The sequence below is a fragment of the Streptomyces sp. NPDC088762 genome (assembly GCF_044750905.1).
In the GTDB taxonomy this organism is placed as follows: Bacteria; Actinomycetota; Actinomycetes; order Streptomycetales; family Streptomycetaceae; genus Streptomyces.
Window position 1 is genome coordinate 111,590 of sequence record NZ_JBIVKT010000021.1, and the last position, 16,048, is coordinate 127,637.

At 72.8% G+C, this 16,048-nt stretch carries 11 protein-coding genes and 1 tRNA gene; 8 read left to right on the forward strand and 4 right to left on the reverse strand.

What is annotated here, in order from left to right:
- Positions 1-98 precede the first annotated feature (98 nt).
- Positions 99-1,826, forward strand: coding sequence for a hypothetical protein (locus tag ACIP5M_RS32840; protein WP_401203745.1), 1,728 nt, complete (start codon positions 99-101; stop codon positions 1,824-1,826).
- Positions 1,827-1,984: 158 nt separating this feature from the next.
- Here ACIP5M_RS32840 and ACIP5M_RS32845 read toward each other — a convergent pair whose 3' ends face one another.
- Entirely contained in the window at positions 1,985-4,594 is a 2,610-nt protein-coding gene (locus ACIP5M_RS32845; protein ID WP_401203748.1) for an SUKH-4 family immunity protein, read from the reverse strand.
- Between the two features lie 7 nt (positions 4,595-4,601).
- A complete protein-coding gene (locus ACIP5M_RS32850; RefSeq protein ID WP_401203751.1) occupies positions 4,602-5,585 on the reverse strand; it encodes an SMI1/KNR4 family protein in 984 nt (327 codons plus the stop codon).
- A gap of 228 nt (positions 5,586-5,813) precedes the next feature.
- Between ACIP5M_RS32850 and ACIP5M_RS32855 the strand changes: the two genes are divergently transcribed.
- The gene (locus tag ACIP5M_RS32855; RefSeq protein ID WP_401203754.1) at positions 5,814-6,398 is read left to right on the forward strand and encodes a YwqJ-related putative deaminase; all 585 of its coding nucleotides are present in this window, start codon (positions 5,814-5,816) and stop codon (positions 6,396-6,398) included.
- A gap of 2 nt (positions 6,399-6,400) precedes the next feature.
- A complete protein-coding gene (locus ACIP5M_RS32860; RefSeq protein ID WP_401203756.1) occupies positions 6,401-6,922 on the forward strand; it encodes an SUKH-3 domain-containing protein in 522 nt (173 codons plus the stop codon).
- Between the two features lie 207 nt (positions 6,923-7,129).
- Here ACIP5M_RS32860 and ACIP5M_RS32865 read toward each other — a convergent pair whose 3' ends face one another.
- Entirely contained in the window at positions 7,130-8,383 is a 1,254-nt protein-coding gene (locus ACIP5M_RS32865; protein ID WP_401203759.1) for a sensor histidine kinase, read from the reverse strand.
- A gap of 134 nt (positions 8,384-8,517) precedes the next feature.
- Between ACIP5M_RS32865 and ACIP5M_RS32870 the strand changes: the two genes are divergently transcribed.
- From ACIP5M_RS32870 to pth, 5 genes are all read left to right on the forward strand, one after another.
- Positions 8,518-8,589 (forward strand) — tRNA-Gln (locus ACIP5M_RS32870).
- A gap of 108 nt (positions 8,590-8,697) precedes the next feature.
- Positions 8,698-10,143: a bifunctional UDP-N-acetylglucosamine diphosphorylase/glucosamine-1-phosphate N-acetyltransferase GlmU gene (glmU, locus tag ACIP5M_RS32875; RefSeq protein ID WP_401203762.1), complete on the forward strand. Its 1,446-nt coding sequence runs from the start codon at positions 8,698-8,700 to the stop codon at positions 10,141-10,143.
- Between the two features lie 134 nt (positions 10,144-10,277).
- Positions 10,278-11,255, forward strand: coding sequence for a ribose-phosphate diphosphokinase (locus tag ACIP5M_RS32880; RefSeq protein WP_401203765.1), 978 nt, complete (start codon positions 10,278-10,280; stop codon positions 11,253-11,255).
- A gap of 195 nt (positions 11,256-11,450) precedes the next feature.
- Positions 11,451-12,038, forward strand: coding sequence for a 50S ribosomal protein L25/general stress protein Ctc (locus tag ACIP5M_RS32885; RefSeq protein WP_401203768.1), 588 nt, complete (start codon positions 11,451-11,453; stop codon positions 12,036-12,038).
- A gap of 107 nt (positions 12,039-12,145) precedes the next feature.
- A complete protein-coding gene (gene pth, locus ACIP5M_RS32890; RefSeq protein ID WP_401203770.1) occupies positions 12,146-12,736 on the forward strand; it encodes an aminoacyl-tRNA hydrolase in 591 nt (196 codons plus the stop codon).
- Between the two features lie 97 nt (positions 12,737-12,833).
- Here the strand turns inward: pth and ppc are convergent, their stop codons facing one another.
- Positions 12,834-15,599, reverse strand: a complete 2,766-nt coding sequence (ppc, locus tag ACIP5M_RS32895; protein ID WP_401203772.1) for a phosphoenolpyruvate carboxylase — start codon at positions 15,597-15,599, stop codon at positions 12,834-12,836.
- Positions 15,600-16,048: the final 449 nt, after the last annotated feature.

Genomic DNA, 16,048 nt, shown 5'->3' on the forward strand with positions numbered 1-16,048 from the left:
CGGCCGGAAGCAACGGCCTGCACCCCGTCCGGACTTGTCATGCCCAGCGCCCATGGGTAAGTGTCTGGCCAGGACCATTTCCGGGGGGACGGCACGACATGGCTTCCGCACTCTTCGCACTGGCGTTACTGGCGGCCCTGGCCGTGCCGCTCGGGCTGCGGCTGCGCCGCAACCCTGCGTTCGTCACCGGACGTGACGGCCGGCTGTCCACCTCGACGGCGCTGGCCCTGGCCTGGACCGTGATGCTGGTCTGGCTGCTGCTCACGATCCTCGTCTACGGGCTCACCGCGGGCGGCGGCGTCACCTGGTTCGCCGGCTCCGACGGTCCGCTGTCCCCGCTGACGACGGTGTACCTGCCGCTGCTCGGAGGCCCGTACGCGGCCCTCATCGGGGCGAAGACGGTCGTCGGCACGCGGCTCGAGCACGGCACCCTGGCCAAGCCGGCCCCGCAGCCGACGGCCTCGGGGCGGCGGCCGCTGCGGGAGCTGATCGCGAACGACGGCGGGCGCACCGACCTGGTCGACCTCCAGTACGTCACCCTGAACGCGGTCACGATGCTGTACGTGGCGCTGTTCTTCCTCTCGGACGTGGGCGAGGGGCTCCCCCGGCTCCCGTCCGAGATCTGGGCCCTGACGGGGGCTCCGGCAGGCGCCTACCTCCTGAACAAGCTCGCCACCCGGGCGAACCCGGTGATCACCCGGGTCAGCCTGTCCGAGGGACACCTCACGGTCGAGGGCGGCGGCTTCACCGAGCCCCGCGTGAGCGTCGACGGTACCCCCCTGCCCACCACCCCGGACCCGGCTGCCGACACCCTGACGGCCCCCCTCCCGGAGACCGTCCGCCCCCCGTTCACGGTGGTGGTCACCTCCCGCGGCCTGCGCAGCGACCCGTTCCGCTACGAGCCCCCGGCCCCGGCACCGGCCGTACCCCAGCGAGCGGCAGCGCCCGGTCGGTTAGGGCCGCCGCCCGGACGCGGGCCCCGGCCAGGGAACGGTCAGGCCGGGGTGCGCCCCGTCAAGGCGGCCAGGCTGGAGCGGATGTGGTTCATGTGGGCCCGCATCTCCTCCTGCGCCTCCGCGTGCTCCCGCAGGAGACGCTCCGTCTCCCGCCCCACCCGCTCCTCCCGCACCCGCGCCTCCGCCAGCAGCTCCGCGGCCGCCGCGTCGGCGTCCTCCTGGCCGTGCCGCGCCGACTCCTCCGCCTCCGCGAACGCCCGCCGCGCCTCCGCCAGCCGGGACTCCGCGTCCCGCTCCAGCTCCGCGTGCCGCGCCTCCAGCTCCGACTCCCGCCCCGCCAGCTCCCGTTCCGACGCCTCCCACCGCTCCGCCCGCTCCTGCTCGCGCTCCGCCAGCAGCGCCTCCGACCGCCGCCGCATCTCCGCCAACGCGGCCGCGCCCTCCGCCCGCCAGGCCTGCGCGTCCTCCCGCGCCTGCGCCCGCACGTCGTCCGCCTCCCGCTGCGCCCGCAGCAGCCCCTGCCGGGCCCGGACCTCCGTCTGCTCGCGCACCGCCTCCGCGTCCTGCCGCGCCAGCTCCGCCACCCGGTCCGCGTGCGCCTCCGCCGCGCCCAGCGTCGCCGACGCGTCCGCCCGCGCGTCCTCCCGTACGCACTGCGCCTCCTCCTGCGCCAGCAGCAGGATCCGGCGGGCGCGCTCGCTCAGGTCCTCGTACGTCTGCGGGGCCAGCGCCGCCACCGCCTCGCGCAACCGGACCGCGTCCTCCTCCATCCGCCGGGCCAGGACGGTCAGCCGTGCCACTCGCTCCCAGGCCTCGTCACGACTGCCGGAGAGCCGGGCGAGATACCGGTCGACCTCTTCGATGCGGTAGCCACGACCGCGCACAGTCGCAATGGGTGCACTCATCCTGGAAGCGCCTCTCTCGCGGGGATTCCTGTCAAGGATGCGTCATTTGCTCCCAGAAGCCGGAATGGCCGGGCCGAGACCCCGTTCGGGGGTCCGGGCCCGGCCATCCGACCGATCATCCGATCAGAGCAGTCCGTCCCACATCTGCTCCAGCAGCACCGACCACCAGCTCTCCGGCGAAGCCAGCGCCGCACTGTCGAGCCCCGCCAGATTCGCCTGGAAATCGACGGTCCAGCGGCCCGCCTGCTCCGGCGTCAGATGCTGGCGCAGCCGCCACATGTGACCCAGCATCGCGAGGGACCGTACGAACTGCGGCAGGCTCGAGTTCACGAACTGCGGCGGCACCGGAGCGCCGCCCGGACCGCCCTCGACCGGCACCGCCACGATGTGCGCGGTGCCGTACTGCACGCAGAGCGCCTTGCCGAAGTCGCTGCCCACCACCAGGTACGAACCCGCGTCCGACGCCGGCTGCACCTGCCGCTGCGCGGCCAGCTCGGCCAGGGTCGGCACCGGCTGGCCCGGCACCGCCTGCGCCCAGAAGAACGGCCCGAAATCGACCGGCAGCCCCGACCACACCAGCGTCTGCGCCACGATCTCCGGCACACCCTGGCGGGACACGGCCCGCTGGTCGTAGCGGAACACGCCCTGCGGGCCGAAGGCCCCCGCCAGCTCCGACGCGATCGCGTCCAGCGGGATCGCGGGCTGCAACGGCACCTGCGGCAGCGGCGCCCGTACCGGCGCCGGGCGCGCCGGGCCGTCCGCCACCTGGTGCAACTCGCCCTGATGGGTGAGCAGGTGACGCATGCCCTGCTGACGGCCGGCGTGGTCCTTGCCGTACGGGGCCACGCTCGTGATCCGCACCTGCGGCCAGGTCTCCCGGATCATCCGGGCGCAGTAACCGCCGGGCAGCTCACAGGACTCCAGCTCGGTGTGCAGCTCCAGCACCTGCTGCGGCGGCACGTTCATGGCGCGCAGCTCGTGCAGGATCTGCCACTCGGGGTGCGGGGTACCCGGCGCCGAGCGGCGGATCAGCTGCTGCTCGGAACCGTCGGGCGCGCGGTAGCGCAGCACTGCCTGGTAGCCGGGGCCGACGGTGGGCACGCCGGTGGGCGCCGGCGGCTGCTGCACGACCGGTCCACCCGGCGGCGGGCCGGGCGGGGCGGGCGGCCCGCCGACGACGGCCGGACCGGCCAGCATGGTCGCGGCGTGGTCGAGCCCCGCACCGGGGGCGCCGGGAGCGCCGGGCGCACCCGGCGGACCGGGCGGCTGCGGCACACCGGGACCCGCGAGCATCGTGGCGGCGTGGTGCGCCCCGCCACCGGGAGCCCCAGGCGGACCGGGAGGCGCCGGCGGCTGCCCCGCACCCGGAGCAACGGGCGGGCCGGGCGGCCCGGGAGGCGTGGGCGCGCCGCCGGTGACCGCCGGACCGGCCAGCATCGTGGCGGCATGGGCCAGCCCGCCACCCGGAGCCCCGGGAGCACCCGGAGCGGCGGGGGCGCCGGGAGCGCCGGGCGCACCCGGCGGACCGGGCGGCAGCGGCACACCCGGACCCGCGAGCATCGTGGCGGCGTGGTGCGCCCCGCCACCGGGAGCCCCCGGCGGACCGGGAGGCGCCGGCGGCTGCCCCGCACCGGGAGCACCCGGAGCACCGGGAGCGCCGGGAGCACCCGGGGCGCCCGGCGGGCCGGGAGGCGTGGGCGGCCCGCCGACGACCGCCGGACCGGCCAGCATCGTGGCGGCATGGGCCAGCCCGCCACCCGGAGCCCCGGGGACACCAGGAGCCCCGGGCGCACCAGGAGCCCCGGGAGTGCCGGGAGCCCCGGGAGTGCCGGGCACACCAGGAGCCCCGGGCGCACCGGGCGGACCCGGCGGCGCGGGCGTGGACGCGGCCGGCCGGCCCGCTCCGGGACCCGTCGGCCGGGAGATCTGGGCCTTGCTGGTCGGCGCGTCGGCGATGTCACCCGCGTCCGGTTCCAGCGCCGGCGTGACGGCCGTCTTCGGCAGCCGGCTGCCGCCCTCCATCAGCGTGGTCTTCGCCTCCGGCGCCACCCCGGACGACGGCGCGTCCTCCAGGTCCGACCCCGACAGCGGCGGCGCGAACACCGTCGCGGGCAGCGGTACGGACGCGTCGTCCGCACCGGGGTTCACATCCGTCCCGGCCCACGGCGTGGCCCCGACCGGCACCCCGTCGTTGGCCGTCGGCTCGTACGGGACCTCGCGCCGCAGCGGCACCGCGTCCACCGGCTCCGGCGACCCGGCACCACCCGGCTCGGCGGCCGCGGCAACGGGCTCCGGCACGGAAGGAGCCACCGGCTCGGGGCCGGCAGCGGCGACAGGAGCGGCAGCCGCCGCCGGGATCCCCGCCCGGTCCGCGGCCTCCTGCAGCCACTCCGGCGGGCTCAGCATGAACGAGGTCTGCTCCGAGTCGATCCGCGGCGGCGGAACCGAAGCCTCCGAAGCGGCGGCCGCAGCCGCGGCCCCGTACTCCTCCTCGTACCGGCGGATCACCTCACCCACCGGCAGCCCCGGCCACAGCGTCACCTCACCGCTGTCCCGCGCGATGACCAGCCGCTGCCGGCCGCCGCCCGAGACGGGGCCGGCCGCCCGGTCCTCCGCCCACACCACGAACCCGAGCCCGAACTCCCGTACCCGCACCTCCCGGTGCTGGTACGCGGGCACGTCCCCGTTGATCCACTCCTCGGCGCGCTCCTGCGCCTGCGCAAACGTCACCACGGCGCGATCAACCCTCCACCAGGACCGGAACCGAACGTGCGAATCCGCCGTCCACCATCAGACCGGCCACCGACTCCAGCTCCGGCGGATTACCCGCCAGCCGCTCCAGAAAGGCATCGAAATCACCGCCGCACGGCAGCAACAGCCGCTCCACGCGCTCCTGGACGGACCAACCGTCCCGGTCGCGCGCGTCGTCGTACGGAGAGAACCACACCGAGCCGATGCCCTCGCCCTTCACCTTCAGCGCGAGCAACCCGCCCTGCACGAAGGCCACGCACAGGTAGTCCTTCGTCAGGTGGTCCCGCAGACACTTGTTGACGTACAGCAGGTCGTTGACCGCCGCCTCCTCACGCACCGTGAAGAACGGCTGGTCCACCAGCAGCCCCAGCTCCACGTCGAGCCCCGCACCCACCGGCGCACAGCCGCCCGCGGCCTTCAGGAACGAGCGGTACGCCTCCGGCAGCCGGTAGCCGAGGTCCTCCTCGACGCCCTGCACCAGCTCCTCGGACACCGACACCACCGTCTTCGGCAGTCCCAGGTGCACCGGGCGCACCTCCTGCAACGGCCGCGTCCCGCGCTTCTCGTGGTCCACCGGAGCCGTCGCCAGCCCGGCATGGTGCCGCAGCAGCGCCTTCACCTCGACCGGGACCAGCTCCATGCGCCGGGTCCCCGACACGTGGTGCCAGGTCCAGCCGTGCGGGGTCGCCACCGGGCCGACCGTGTCCCACAGCTCGTGCCCCGCCGCCTGCATCGCGGCGTTCGCGGACACGTAGTCCGTCAGGCGCAGCTCGTCGACGCCGAAGCCCTCGGGCGGATCGGCGATCTCCACCGCCGCGCGCGCGTACGCGGAGAAGTCCGGATGCCCGTTGCCGTCCATCCGCACACCGTGGGGATGCCGAGCGGCCCGGACCGGGTCCGGGAAATGCACGACCTGCCCCGAGTAAGCGGCGTTGGGTGGCGCGGCCTGCTGCCCGAGCCGACCTGTCGTCATGGCGGTAGCCCCCTGCTGGATCTGGCTGGTTCACCACAGCCTATGTGCTCGGGCAAGGGGCTCACCCGCGCGCGACCGGCGCACCCCACCCATGGCCGGGAACATCCGAATTGATACGAATATTCGACCCCGCTTCCACACGACAGGTGACATTTGGCAGGCTGTCCCCGCAGCACGGGGGCGTGCGCACAGCGGCGACCACCGCGGCCACGGGAGGGAAACGCGACCATGCAGAACACGGCAACACGCACAGAACCGGCTGACACCACCGGCCGGGCCACCGCCTTGGCCATCACCTCGGCCACGGCCCCGGCCGCCGAAGCCGGCGGCCCCGCCGGCGACCCACGCCTGCGCTGGAGCAGCACCGACGGACGGCCCGCCGTCCCCGTCCTGCGCTTCCGCCGCGACGGCATCCTGCCCACCGTCGCCGCCGCCCTCTCCGTACGCGGCGACACCCTCACCGGCACCGCGGGCAAAGCCGACCAGCCGCCCGTGCTCCACCCCCTCGTACAGGACTTCCTCGACACGCTCACCAGCGGCCAGCGCGAACGTTTCACCGGCCGCTGTCCGGAGGCGATCCTGCTCTCCCGCCACCTCGCCGCCGTCGAGGGCGCCCGCTCCCGGCGCGCCTCACGCAAACCCCTCTCCGCGAGCGAAGCCCGCCGCTCCCTCAAGCACGCGAAGATCACCGCCCGCCACATCCGCGAAGACGGCGACCCCCTCCACGGCAGCTACGCACCACCCTGCCGCTCGTGCGACGCACTCCTCGCCCACTTCGGCGTACGCCCCGTCGACCTCACCCCCGCCGAGTAGCCATGACCACCTCAGCCTCAGCCGCCTCCGCGTCCTACGACCGCTCCTCGGCCACCCGCTTCCCCGTCGCCGTCGACTCCGCCCTGCGCACCGCCGGCTGGGAACCGGGCCGCTGGGACATCAAGCAAGCCGAATACTGGGCCGACGCCCTGCGCGACCACACCACCCCCGCCGGACACCGGCACACCGTCTTCCCCGCCGCCGTCGAAGCCTGGGCCGAATTCGGCGGCCTCACGATCAGCGCCCCCGGCCCCGGCCGGCAGATAGCGCCCACCACGATCCGGCTCGACCCGCTCACCGGACTCCACCTCGCCCGCACCTTCGCCGACCTGGGGCGCGCCCTGTCCACCCAGCTCAGCCCCCTCGGCATCGAAGCCGACGGCGGATCCCACCTCGCCCTCGACCGCGAAGGCCGCGTCTACGGCATCGACCACACCGGCGACTGGTACCTCGGCGCGAGCCTCGACGAAGCCCTCACCCTCCTCCTGACCGGCCTCCAGCCCACCCGCCTCACGACGGCCTGACACCATCCAGCCCCACGAGGCGGCCCCACCCAGCCCCGCGAGGCGGCCCCACCCAGCCCCGCGAGGCGGCCCACCCAGCCCCGCGAGGCGGCCCCACCCAGCCCCGCCGGCGTTTGAGGCGCGGGGTCCGGGGCGGAGCCCCGGCAACGGCGCCGCACCGAACCCCGCACACCGAACCCGGCACACCGCGCCCCGCCCAAGCCAGCGCTAGCGCAAAGGCAGGACGGCCGACACCTTGAATCCGCCCCCCTCGGTCGGCCCCGACACGAACACCCCGCCCAGCCCGAGCACCCGCTCCCGCATCCCCACCAGCCCGTTGCCCCCGCTCGGCAGCCCCGGCTCGGCGGATGACCCGTCACACGGCCCGTTCTCCACCTGCATCGCCACCTCCCCCTCCCGGTGCGCCAGCCGTACGGTCACCCGCGCACCCGGCGCGTGCTTGTGGCAGTTCGTCAGCGCCTCCTGAACCACCCGGTACGCCGTCTGCTCCACCTCCGCCGCGTACGCCGCCCCCTCGCCCTGCACCACCATCTCCACGGCCATCCCCGCCGCCCGGGACTGCCCGACCAGCGCCTCCAGCTCACCGAGCGACGGCCCGTCCTCCAACACCCCCACGACCCCGGCCGCCGCCACCGGCACGGCGGCCGACCGCACCGGCTTCTCCGCCGCCCGCAGCACCCCCAACATCTCCCGCAACTCGGTCAGCGCCTGCCGGCCCATGTCCCCCACCAGCGCCGCGTTCTTCGCCGCCCGCGCCGGGTCCTTCGCCGCCACCGCCTCCAGCGCCGCCGCGTGCACCACCATCAACGACACCCGGTGCGCCACCACGTCGTGCATCTCGCGCGCGATCCGCGTCCGCTCCTCCGTACGGGCCCACTCCGCCCGCTCCTCGGCCCGGTCCGCGAGCAGCGACAACTCCCGCTCCAGCGAATCCGCCCGCTCCTGAAGGCTCTCCATCAGCCGCCGCCGCGCCCCGATGTACAGACCGAACAGCACCGGCGGCACGGTCAGCGCCACCGCCACGAACCCGGACAGCACCACGACCAGCGTGTGATCGGCCTCGACGTCACCCCTGGTCCGCAGGTACATCACCACGAACGTGGCGGCCAGCGACATCGAAGCCAGCGTGGCGATGATCCGCCGGGGCACCTCGGAGGAGGCCAGCGAGTACAGCCCCACCACCCCGAGCAGGAACCCCATCGCGGCCGGCGACACGGCGATCCCCACCAGCACCACGGCGATCGGCCACCGCCGCCGCAGCCCGAGCACGGCCCCCACCGCGATCCCGAACAGCACCCCGGGAACGGCCGGAATCCCCGCCTCGGCGGCAAAGGTCACGCCCTCCCAGCCGCACTCGGCGGCGGACACCCCGCCGAGCACGACGTCCACCACGACATCCCGCCGCCGCACCCACCCCAAGGGCGGCCCAGCGCGGCCTTCCACATCCCCCGTACTGGTCATGCCGACCAGCGTACGCAGCGGCCCCGGCACGGAGGGCTCCGATATGTACCGTCGCATTGAGGGCGTCTGGTGCGGCATAGTAGGTGCCATCGACTAGATCACCGGACAGCAATGTCCGATTTAGTCGGTAATGTTCCCCTGTGGTGTAATTGGCAGCACTGAGGCTTTTGGTGCCTTATGTCCGGGTTCGAGTCCTGGCGGGGGAGCTTCGCGGTCCGGGTCCCGACCTCCACGGTCGGGACCCGCCCTCGTTTCCGGCTCGTGGCGCCCCGGTATCCTTCACGGGTCCACCCCCGAAGCCGAAGGGCACACCCGTGAGCGCCAACCGCCCGGCAGCCGTCGTCGTACTCGCAGCGGGTGAAGGCACCCGCATGAAGTCGGCCACACCCAAGGTCCTGCACGAGATCTGCGGGCGCTCGCTCGTCGGTCACGTCGTCGCCGCCTCCCGTGAGCTGGACCCCGCCCACCTCGTCGTGGTCGTCGGGCACGCCCGGGAGCAGGTCACCGCGCACCTGGCCGGCGTCGACGCCGGGGTCCGCACCGCCGTCCAGTACGAGCAGAACGGCACCGGGCACGCCGTCCGGATGGCCCTCGAGGAGCTCGGCGGGCCGGTCGACGGGACCGTGATCGTCGTCTGCGGTGACACCCCGCTGCTGACGGGGGAGACCCTGGCGCAGCTCGCGCGGACGCACGAGGCCGACGGCAACGCCGTCACCGTGCTCACCGCCGAGGTGCCGGACTCCACCGGCTACGGGCGCATCGTCCGGGACGCCGGGGGCGCCGTGACCGCGATCGTGGAGCACAAGGACGCCACGGACGCCCAGCGCGCCATCCGGGAGATCAACTCCGGTGTCTTCGCCTTCGACGGCTCCCTGCTCGCCGATGCGCTGGGCAAGGTCCGTACGGACAACAGCCAGGGCGAGGAGTACCTCACGGACGTGCTCGGCATCCTGCGCGAGGCCGGGCACCGTGTCGGCGCCTCGGTCGGCAGCGATCACCGTCAGATCCTCGGGATCAACAACCGGGTGCAGCTGGCGGAGGCCCGCGCGCTCCTCAACGCGCGTCTGCTGGAGCAGGCCATGCTCGCGGGCGTGACGGTCGTGGACCCGGCCAGTACGTTCGTGGACGTGACGGTCACCTTCGGGCAGGACGCCCTGATCCACCCGGGCACGCAGCTCCTGGGCGCCACGCACATCGCGGAGGGCGCCGAGGTCGGCCCGAACACGCGGCTGAAGGACACCACGGTGGGCGCGGGGGCCCGGGTGGACAACACGGTGGCGGACGGCGCGGTCGTGGGTGCCCAGGCGAGCGTGGGGCCGTTCGCGTACCTGCGCCCGGGCACGAACCTCGGCGTGAAGGCGAAGGCCGGCACGTACGTGGAGATGAAGAACGCGACGATCGGCGAGGGCACGAAGGTGCCGCACCTGTCGTACGTGGGCGACGCGACGATCGGCGAGTACACCAACATCGGCGCGGCGAGCGTCTTCGTGAACTACGACGGTGAGCACAAGCACCACACCACGGTCGGCTCGCACTGTAAGACGGGGTCGGACAACATGTTTGTGGCTCCCGTCACCATCGGGGACGGCGCCTACACGGCTGCCGGGTCGGTGATCACGAAGGACGTTCCGCCGGGCGCGCTGGCCGTGGCCCGTGGCCAGCAGCGGAATATCGAGGGCTGGGTGGCTCGCAAGCGCCCGGGAAGCGCGTCGGCGACGGCGGCCCAGTCGGCGGTCCAGGTGGACTCCGACGGCCGTTGAGGTGAACTGACCGGAAACGGGTACGTCGGGGACGGCGTACCGTGATAGGTGCACGCAATTCGGCTGGCTCACCGTGTGCGGGACGGACGCACATGGGGGCGAGCAGCTTTCAACACGTCTGAGGAGACAGTGCTGTGACCGGGATCAAGACGACCGGCGAGAAGAAGCTGATGCTCTTCTCCGGCCGCGCCCACCCCGAGCTGGCCGAGGAGGTCGCACACCAGCTGGGAGTCGGCCTCGTGCCGACCAAGGCTTTCGACTTCGCGAACGGCGAGATCTACGTCCGCTTCCAGGAGTCCGCTCGTGGCGCGGACTGCTTCCTGATCCAGAGCCACACGGCTCCGATCAACAAGTGGATCATGGAGCAGCTGATCATGATCGACGCGCTGAAGCGCGCGTCGGCACGTTCCATCACCGTGATCGTCCCGTCCTACGGGTACGCCCGCCAGGACAAGAAGCACAAGGGCCGCGAGCCGATCTCGGCGCGCCTGGTCGCCGATCTGCTGAAGACGGCGGGCGCGGACCGCATCCTGACGGTGGACCTGCACACGGACCAGATCCAGGGCTTCTTCGACGGCCCGGTGGACCACCTGTCGGCCCTGAACGTCCTCGCGGACTACGTGGGCACGAAGGTGGACCGTTCGAAGCTGACGATCGTCTCCCCGGACGCCGGCCGCGTGCGCGTGGCGGACCGCTGGTGCGACCGTCTGGACGCGCCGCTGGCGATCGTGCACAAGCGCCGCGACAAGGACGTCGCCAACCAGGTGACCGTCCACGAGGTCGTGGGTGAGGTCAAGGGCCGCGTCTGCGTCCTGGTCGACGACATGATCGACACCGGTGGCACCATCTGCGCCGCGGCCGACGCGCTGTTCGCGCACGGCGCGGAGGACGTCATCGTGACGGCCACGCACGGCATCCTGTCGGGGCCGGCCGCGGACCGTCTGAAGAACTCCAAGGTCAGCGAGTTCGTGTTCACGAACACCCTGCCGGACCCGTCCGACCTGGAGCTCGACAAGATCACGGTGCTGTCGATCGCTCCGATGATCGCGCGTGCGGTGCGCGAGGTCTTCGAGGACGGCTCGGTCACCAGCCTGTTCGAAGAGCAGCAGTAACAGAAGAGCAGCAGTAACAAGGGCCACAAAAGATCCTTTTGAAGTGCGGCCTCCCCGCCGGGTAGACTCCTGAAGTTGCTCGGCGAGGGAGGCCGCACTTTTGTGTGCGGGGCTCCGTTATCGACGCGCTCTTCGTAGCAGGCCGTTCCGGCCGGGTGACTGTCGTCCATTTCCGTCACCCCACGAGGAGTGAGCATGTCCGAGGTCAAGCTTTCCGCCCAGCTCCGTGACACCTTCGGCAAGGGCTCCGCCCGCCAGGCCCGTCGCGACGCGCTGGTTCCCGCCGTCATCTACGGTCACGGCAACGACCCGAAGCACGTCAACGTCGAGGGCCACGGCCTGCTGCTGGCGCTGCGCACCCCGAACGTCCTGATCCGTCTGGACATCGCGGGCGGCGGCACCGAGCTGGTCATCCCGAAGGCCGTTCAGCGTCACCCCCTGAAGCGTTCGATCTCGCACGTTGACTTCCTGATCGTCCAGAAGGGCGAGAAGGTCACCGTCGAGGTTCCGGTCGTGACCGAGGGCGAGCTGGCCGCCGGTGGCAACCTGCTGGAGACCCTGCTGACGACCATCACGGTCGAGGCCGAGGCCACCCACATCCCGACCGAGATCACCGTCTCCATCGAGGGCCTGGAGGCCGGTGCGACCGTGCACGCCTCCGACCTGGTCCTGCCGGCCGGCACCACGCTGGCCGTCGACGCCGAGACCCCGGTGCTGCAGATCGTCGCCCCGCAGGCCGAGGAGCCGGCCGCCGAGGCCGAGGCCGAGGGCTCCGAGGCCTGAGCCTCGCCTTCTCCCGTCAGCAGTTGCTGACCGACCGCCGTCCGGCTCCACTGGAGCGGGACGGCGGTCGTCTTCGTTCAGGACCCTGAGGACCTAAGGAGCTTTTGATGTCGGACGACGCGGCGCCCTGGCTGATCGTCGGCCTCGGGAACCCGGGCCCCGAGTACGCGGGGAACCGCCACAACATCGGTTTCATGGTGGCCGATCTGCTGGCGGAGCGGATCGGCGGCAAGTTCAAGGCCCACAAGGCTCGGGCGCAGGTGGTCGAGGGCCGCATGGGTCCGCCGGGGCCGGCCAACCGCCGGGTGGTGCTGGCGAAGCCGATGACGTACATGAACCTGTCGGGTGGGCCGGTGACGGCGCTGCGTGACTTCTACAAGGTGCCGGTGGAGCGGATCGTCGCGGTCCACGACGAGCTGGACATCGACTACCCGACGCTGCGTCTGAAGCTGGGTGGCGGGGACAACGGGCACAACGGTCTGAAGTCGATGACCAAGTCGATGGGTGCGGACTACCACCGGGTGCGGTGCGGGATCGGCCGGCCGCCGGGGCGGATGCAGGTCGCGGACTTCGTGCTGAAGGACTTCTCGTCGACGGAGCGCAAGGAGCTGGACTGGTTCGTGGACCGGGCCGCCGATGCGGTGGAGTGCCTGGTCCAGGAGGGCTTGGAGCGCGCCCAGTCGGCGTACAACTCCTGAGCGGCCGGTCTCGTACACCTCCCGCCGGGGTCCACGGGAAAGCCCCCGCAACGTCGCGCGTTGCGGGGGCTTCGCCGTGTCCGGGGCCGGCAGCCGGTCAGCCGGTGTTGCGCAGGCCGGCGGCGACGCCGTTGACCGTGAGGAGCAGGGCGCGGGCGAGCAGCGGGTCCGGTTCCTCGCCGCGGGCTGCGGCGGCGCGCTGGCGGGCCAGGAGGGAGACCTGCAGGTAGGAGATCGGGTCCAGGTAGGCGTCGCGGACGGCGAAGGTCTGCTGGAGGACCGGGTTGGAGCCCAGGAGCTCCTCGTTGCCGGTGATGCGCAGGACCTCGCGGACGGTGAGCTCGTGCTCGGCCTCGATGCGCGTGAAGACGTGCTTGAGGTTCTCGGGTACGAGGGTGTCGACGTAGTGGCGGGCGATCCGCAGGTCCGTCTTGGCCAGCGTCATCTCGACGTTGGACAGGAAGTTGCGGAAGAAGTGCCACCGCTCGCCCATTTCGGCGAGGACGTCCTCCTGGCCGGCTTCGCGCAGGGCCTTGAGGCCGGAGCCGACGCCGTACCAGCCGGGGACGATCTGGCGGGACTGGGTCCAGCCGAAGACCCACGGGATGGCGCGCAGGCCGTCGAGGCCGGCGCCGGAGTCGGGGCGGCGGGAGGGCCGGGAGCCGAGGTGGAGGTCGGCGAGCTGGTCGACGGGGGTGGCGGCGAAGAAGTACGCCGGCAGGTCGGGGTCTTCGACAAGGGCCCGGTAGGCGGAGTGCGCCGCCTCGGAGACGGTCTCCATGGCCGCGTCCCAGCGGGTGAGGGCGTCCGGGGACTGGCGCGGGGCGGTGTGCAGGGCGGAGGCCTGCAGGGTGGCCGCGACGGTCAGTTCGAGGTTCTCGCGGGCGAGGGAGGGGACGAGGTACTTGTCGGAGATGACCTCGCCCTGTTCGGTGACCTTGATCTCGCCTTCGAGCGTGCCCCAGGGCTGGGCGAGGATCGCGTCGTGGGAGGGGCCGCCGCCGCGGCCGACGGTGCCGCCGCGGCCGTGGAAGAGGCGCAGGCGCACGCCGTAGCGGTGGGCGACGTCGCGCAGCCGTCGCTGGGCGCGGTGGATCTCCCACTGGCTGGTGGTGATGCCGCCGAACTTGGAGGAGTCGGAGTAGCCGAGCATGACCTCCTGCACGTCGCCGCGCAGGGAGACCAGGCGCCGGTAGGAGGGGTCGGCGAGCATCTCGTCGAGGATGACGTCGGCGGCGCGCAGCTCGTCGGTGGTCTCCAGGAGCGGAACGATGCCGATCTTGGCCCAGCCGCTGTGCAGGTCGATGAGGCCGGCCTCGCGGGCCAGGACGGCGGCGGCGAAGACGTCGTCGGCGCCCTGGCACATCGAGATGATGTAGGACTCGATGACCTCGGGGCCGAACTTCTCGAAGGCGTCCTTGATCGCGAGGAAGACACCGAGGGTCTTGTGCCCGGCGGCGTCGAGGGGGGCCGGCGTGGGGGCGAGGGGGCGGCGGGAGCGGAGCTCCTTGGCGAGGAGCTTGCCGCGGTAGTCGCGCGGCATGTCGGCGTAGCGCCAGGATTCCTCGCCGAGCCGGTCGAAGAGCTGGCCGAGGGCGTGGTGGTGGGCGTCGGCGTGTTCGCGTACGTCCATGGTGGCGAGCTGGAGGCCGAAGGCGGCCAGCGTGCGGATGGTGCGGTCCATGCGGCCGTCGGCGAAGAGGGCGCCGCGGTGTTCGCGCAGGGAGGTCTGGATGAGGGTGAGGTCGGTGAGGAGCTCGGCGGTGCCGAGGTAGTCGCGGCCTTCCTCGTGGGGGGTGCCCTTGGCGAGGCGCTCTCGGGTGTTGAGGAGCTTCTGCCGGATGCAGGTGGCCTTGAGGCGGTACGGCTCCTCGGCGTTCAGCCGCTTGTAGCGCGGGCTGATCTCGGGGAGGCGTTCGAGGTCGGCCTGGAGGGAGGCCAGGAGTTCCTCGGTGGCGCCGGTGTAGCGGATGGAGTTGGACAGCAGTCCGCGCAGGAAGTCGATGAGTTCGAGGGCGTCGGTGATGCCGTGCTCGTGCTGGAGGATCAGCACGTCCCGGGTGACCTCGGGGGTGACGTTGGGGTTGCCGTCGCGGTCGCCGCCGATCCAGGTGCCGAAGGTGAGGGGGCGGGTGCCGGCGGGCAGTTCGACGCCGACGCGCTGCAGTTCCGCGGCGAGGTCCTCCAGGACGTCGCCGACGGCACCGGCGTGGAGCTCGTCGAGGTAGTAGATGGCGTTGCGCGCCTCGTCGGCGGGCTCGGGGCGGACGACGCGCAGTTCGTCGGTCTGCCAGACGAGGTCGATGTTCTCGGCGAGCCGCAGGTCGTGGCGGCGGCGGTCGCCGGCGCCGGTGACGGGCTCCTCCAGGAGGGCGGCGATGCGGCGCAGCTTGTTGAGGACGCTGCGGCGGGCCGCTTCGGTGGGGTGCGCGGTGAAGACGGGGCGGACGTTGAGGTTCCTGACCGTTTCGCGCAGGTGCTCGGGGTCGGCGTCCTTGAGCATGTCGGCGGTGCGGGCGAGGAGGCCGCCCTCGGCGGCGCGGTGGGCGCGCAGTTCCTTGCCGCGGTGCACCTGTTCGGTGACGTTGGCGAGGTGGAAGTAGGTGGAGAAGGCGCGCACCAGCTTGGCGGCGGTCTCCAGGTCGGTGTCGCCGAGCAGCGCGGCGGCGGCTTCGCCGTCGGTGCGGGTGAGGGCGCGGACGCGCTCGACGAGGTCGAGGAGGTCCTGGCCCTCCTGGCGTACGAGGGTCTCCCCCAGGAGGTCGCCGAGGCGGCGGATGTCCGCGCGCAGCTCTGCGTTGGCCGTGGCGGCGGGGGTGACGGGGGTGGCCTGGGCCTGGGCGGCCTGGTCAGCACTGCTCACAGGTGCGGCTCCTTGCAGTGTTCGAGCGCTACTGGGCTGTGGGCTCCCCCGGCCGTGTGCGGCGGTGCCGCGCCTGATCACAGCCCGGGCTGCCCGTGCGGACCGCGCTGTCCGACGGCACCAGGATAGGTGTCCGGGGCGTGTGCCTGGGCAAATGTCTCATCAGGCGGCTCGTGCGGTGCTCGTCCGGGTCTCGGCCGGGGCCTGTCCGGGTCTCGGCCAGGGCGTGTCCGGGTCTCGGCCGGGGCGTGTCCGGTGCCGGGGCGTGTCCGGGTCCGGTCGGGGCTTCCCGGGAGTTCGTGCGCTCCGCCCGCGCGCCCGCGCGCCCGCCGCGGCCGCGCTCCTGTTGCCGCGGGCTCCGGCTTTGCCATACTTACGATGCCGTAGGTTACGGTTCCGTAGGTCCGTGATCAGAGCGGCACCTCACGACTCCCAACCCCCTTCTCACC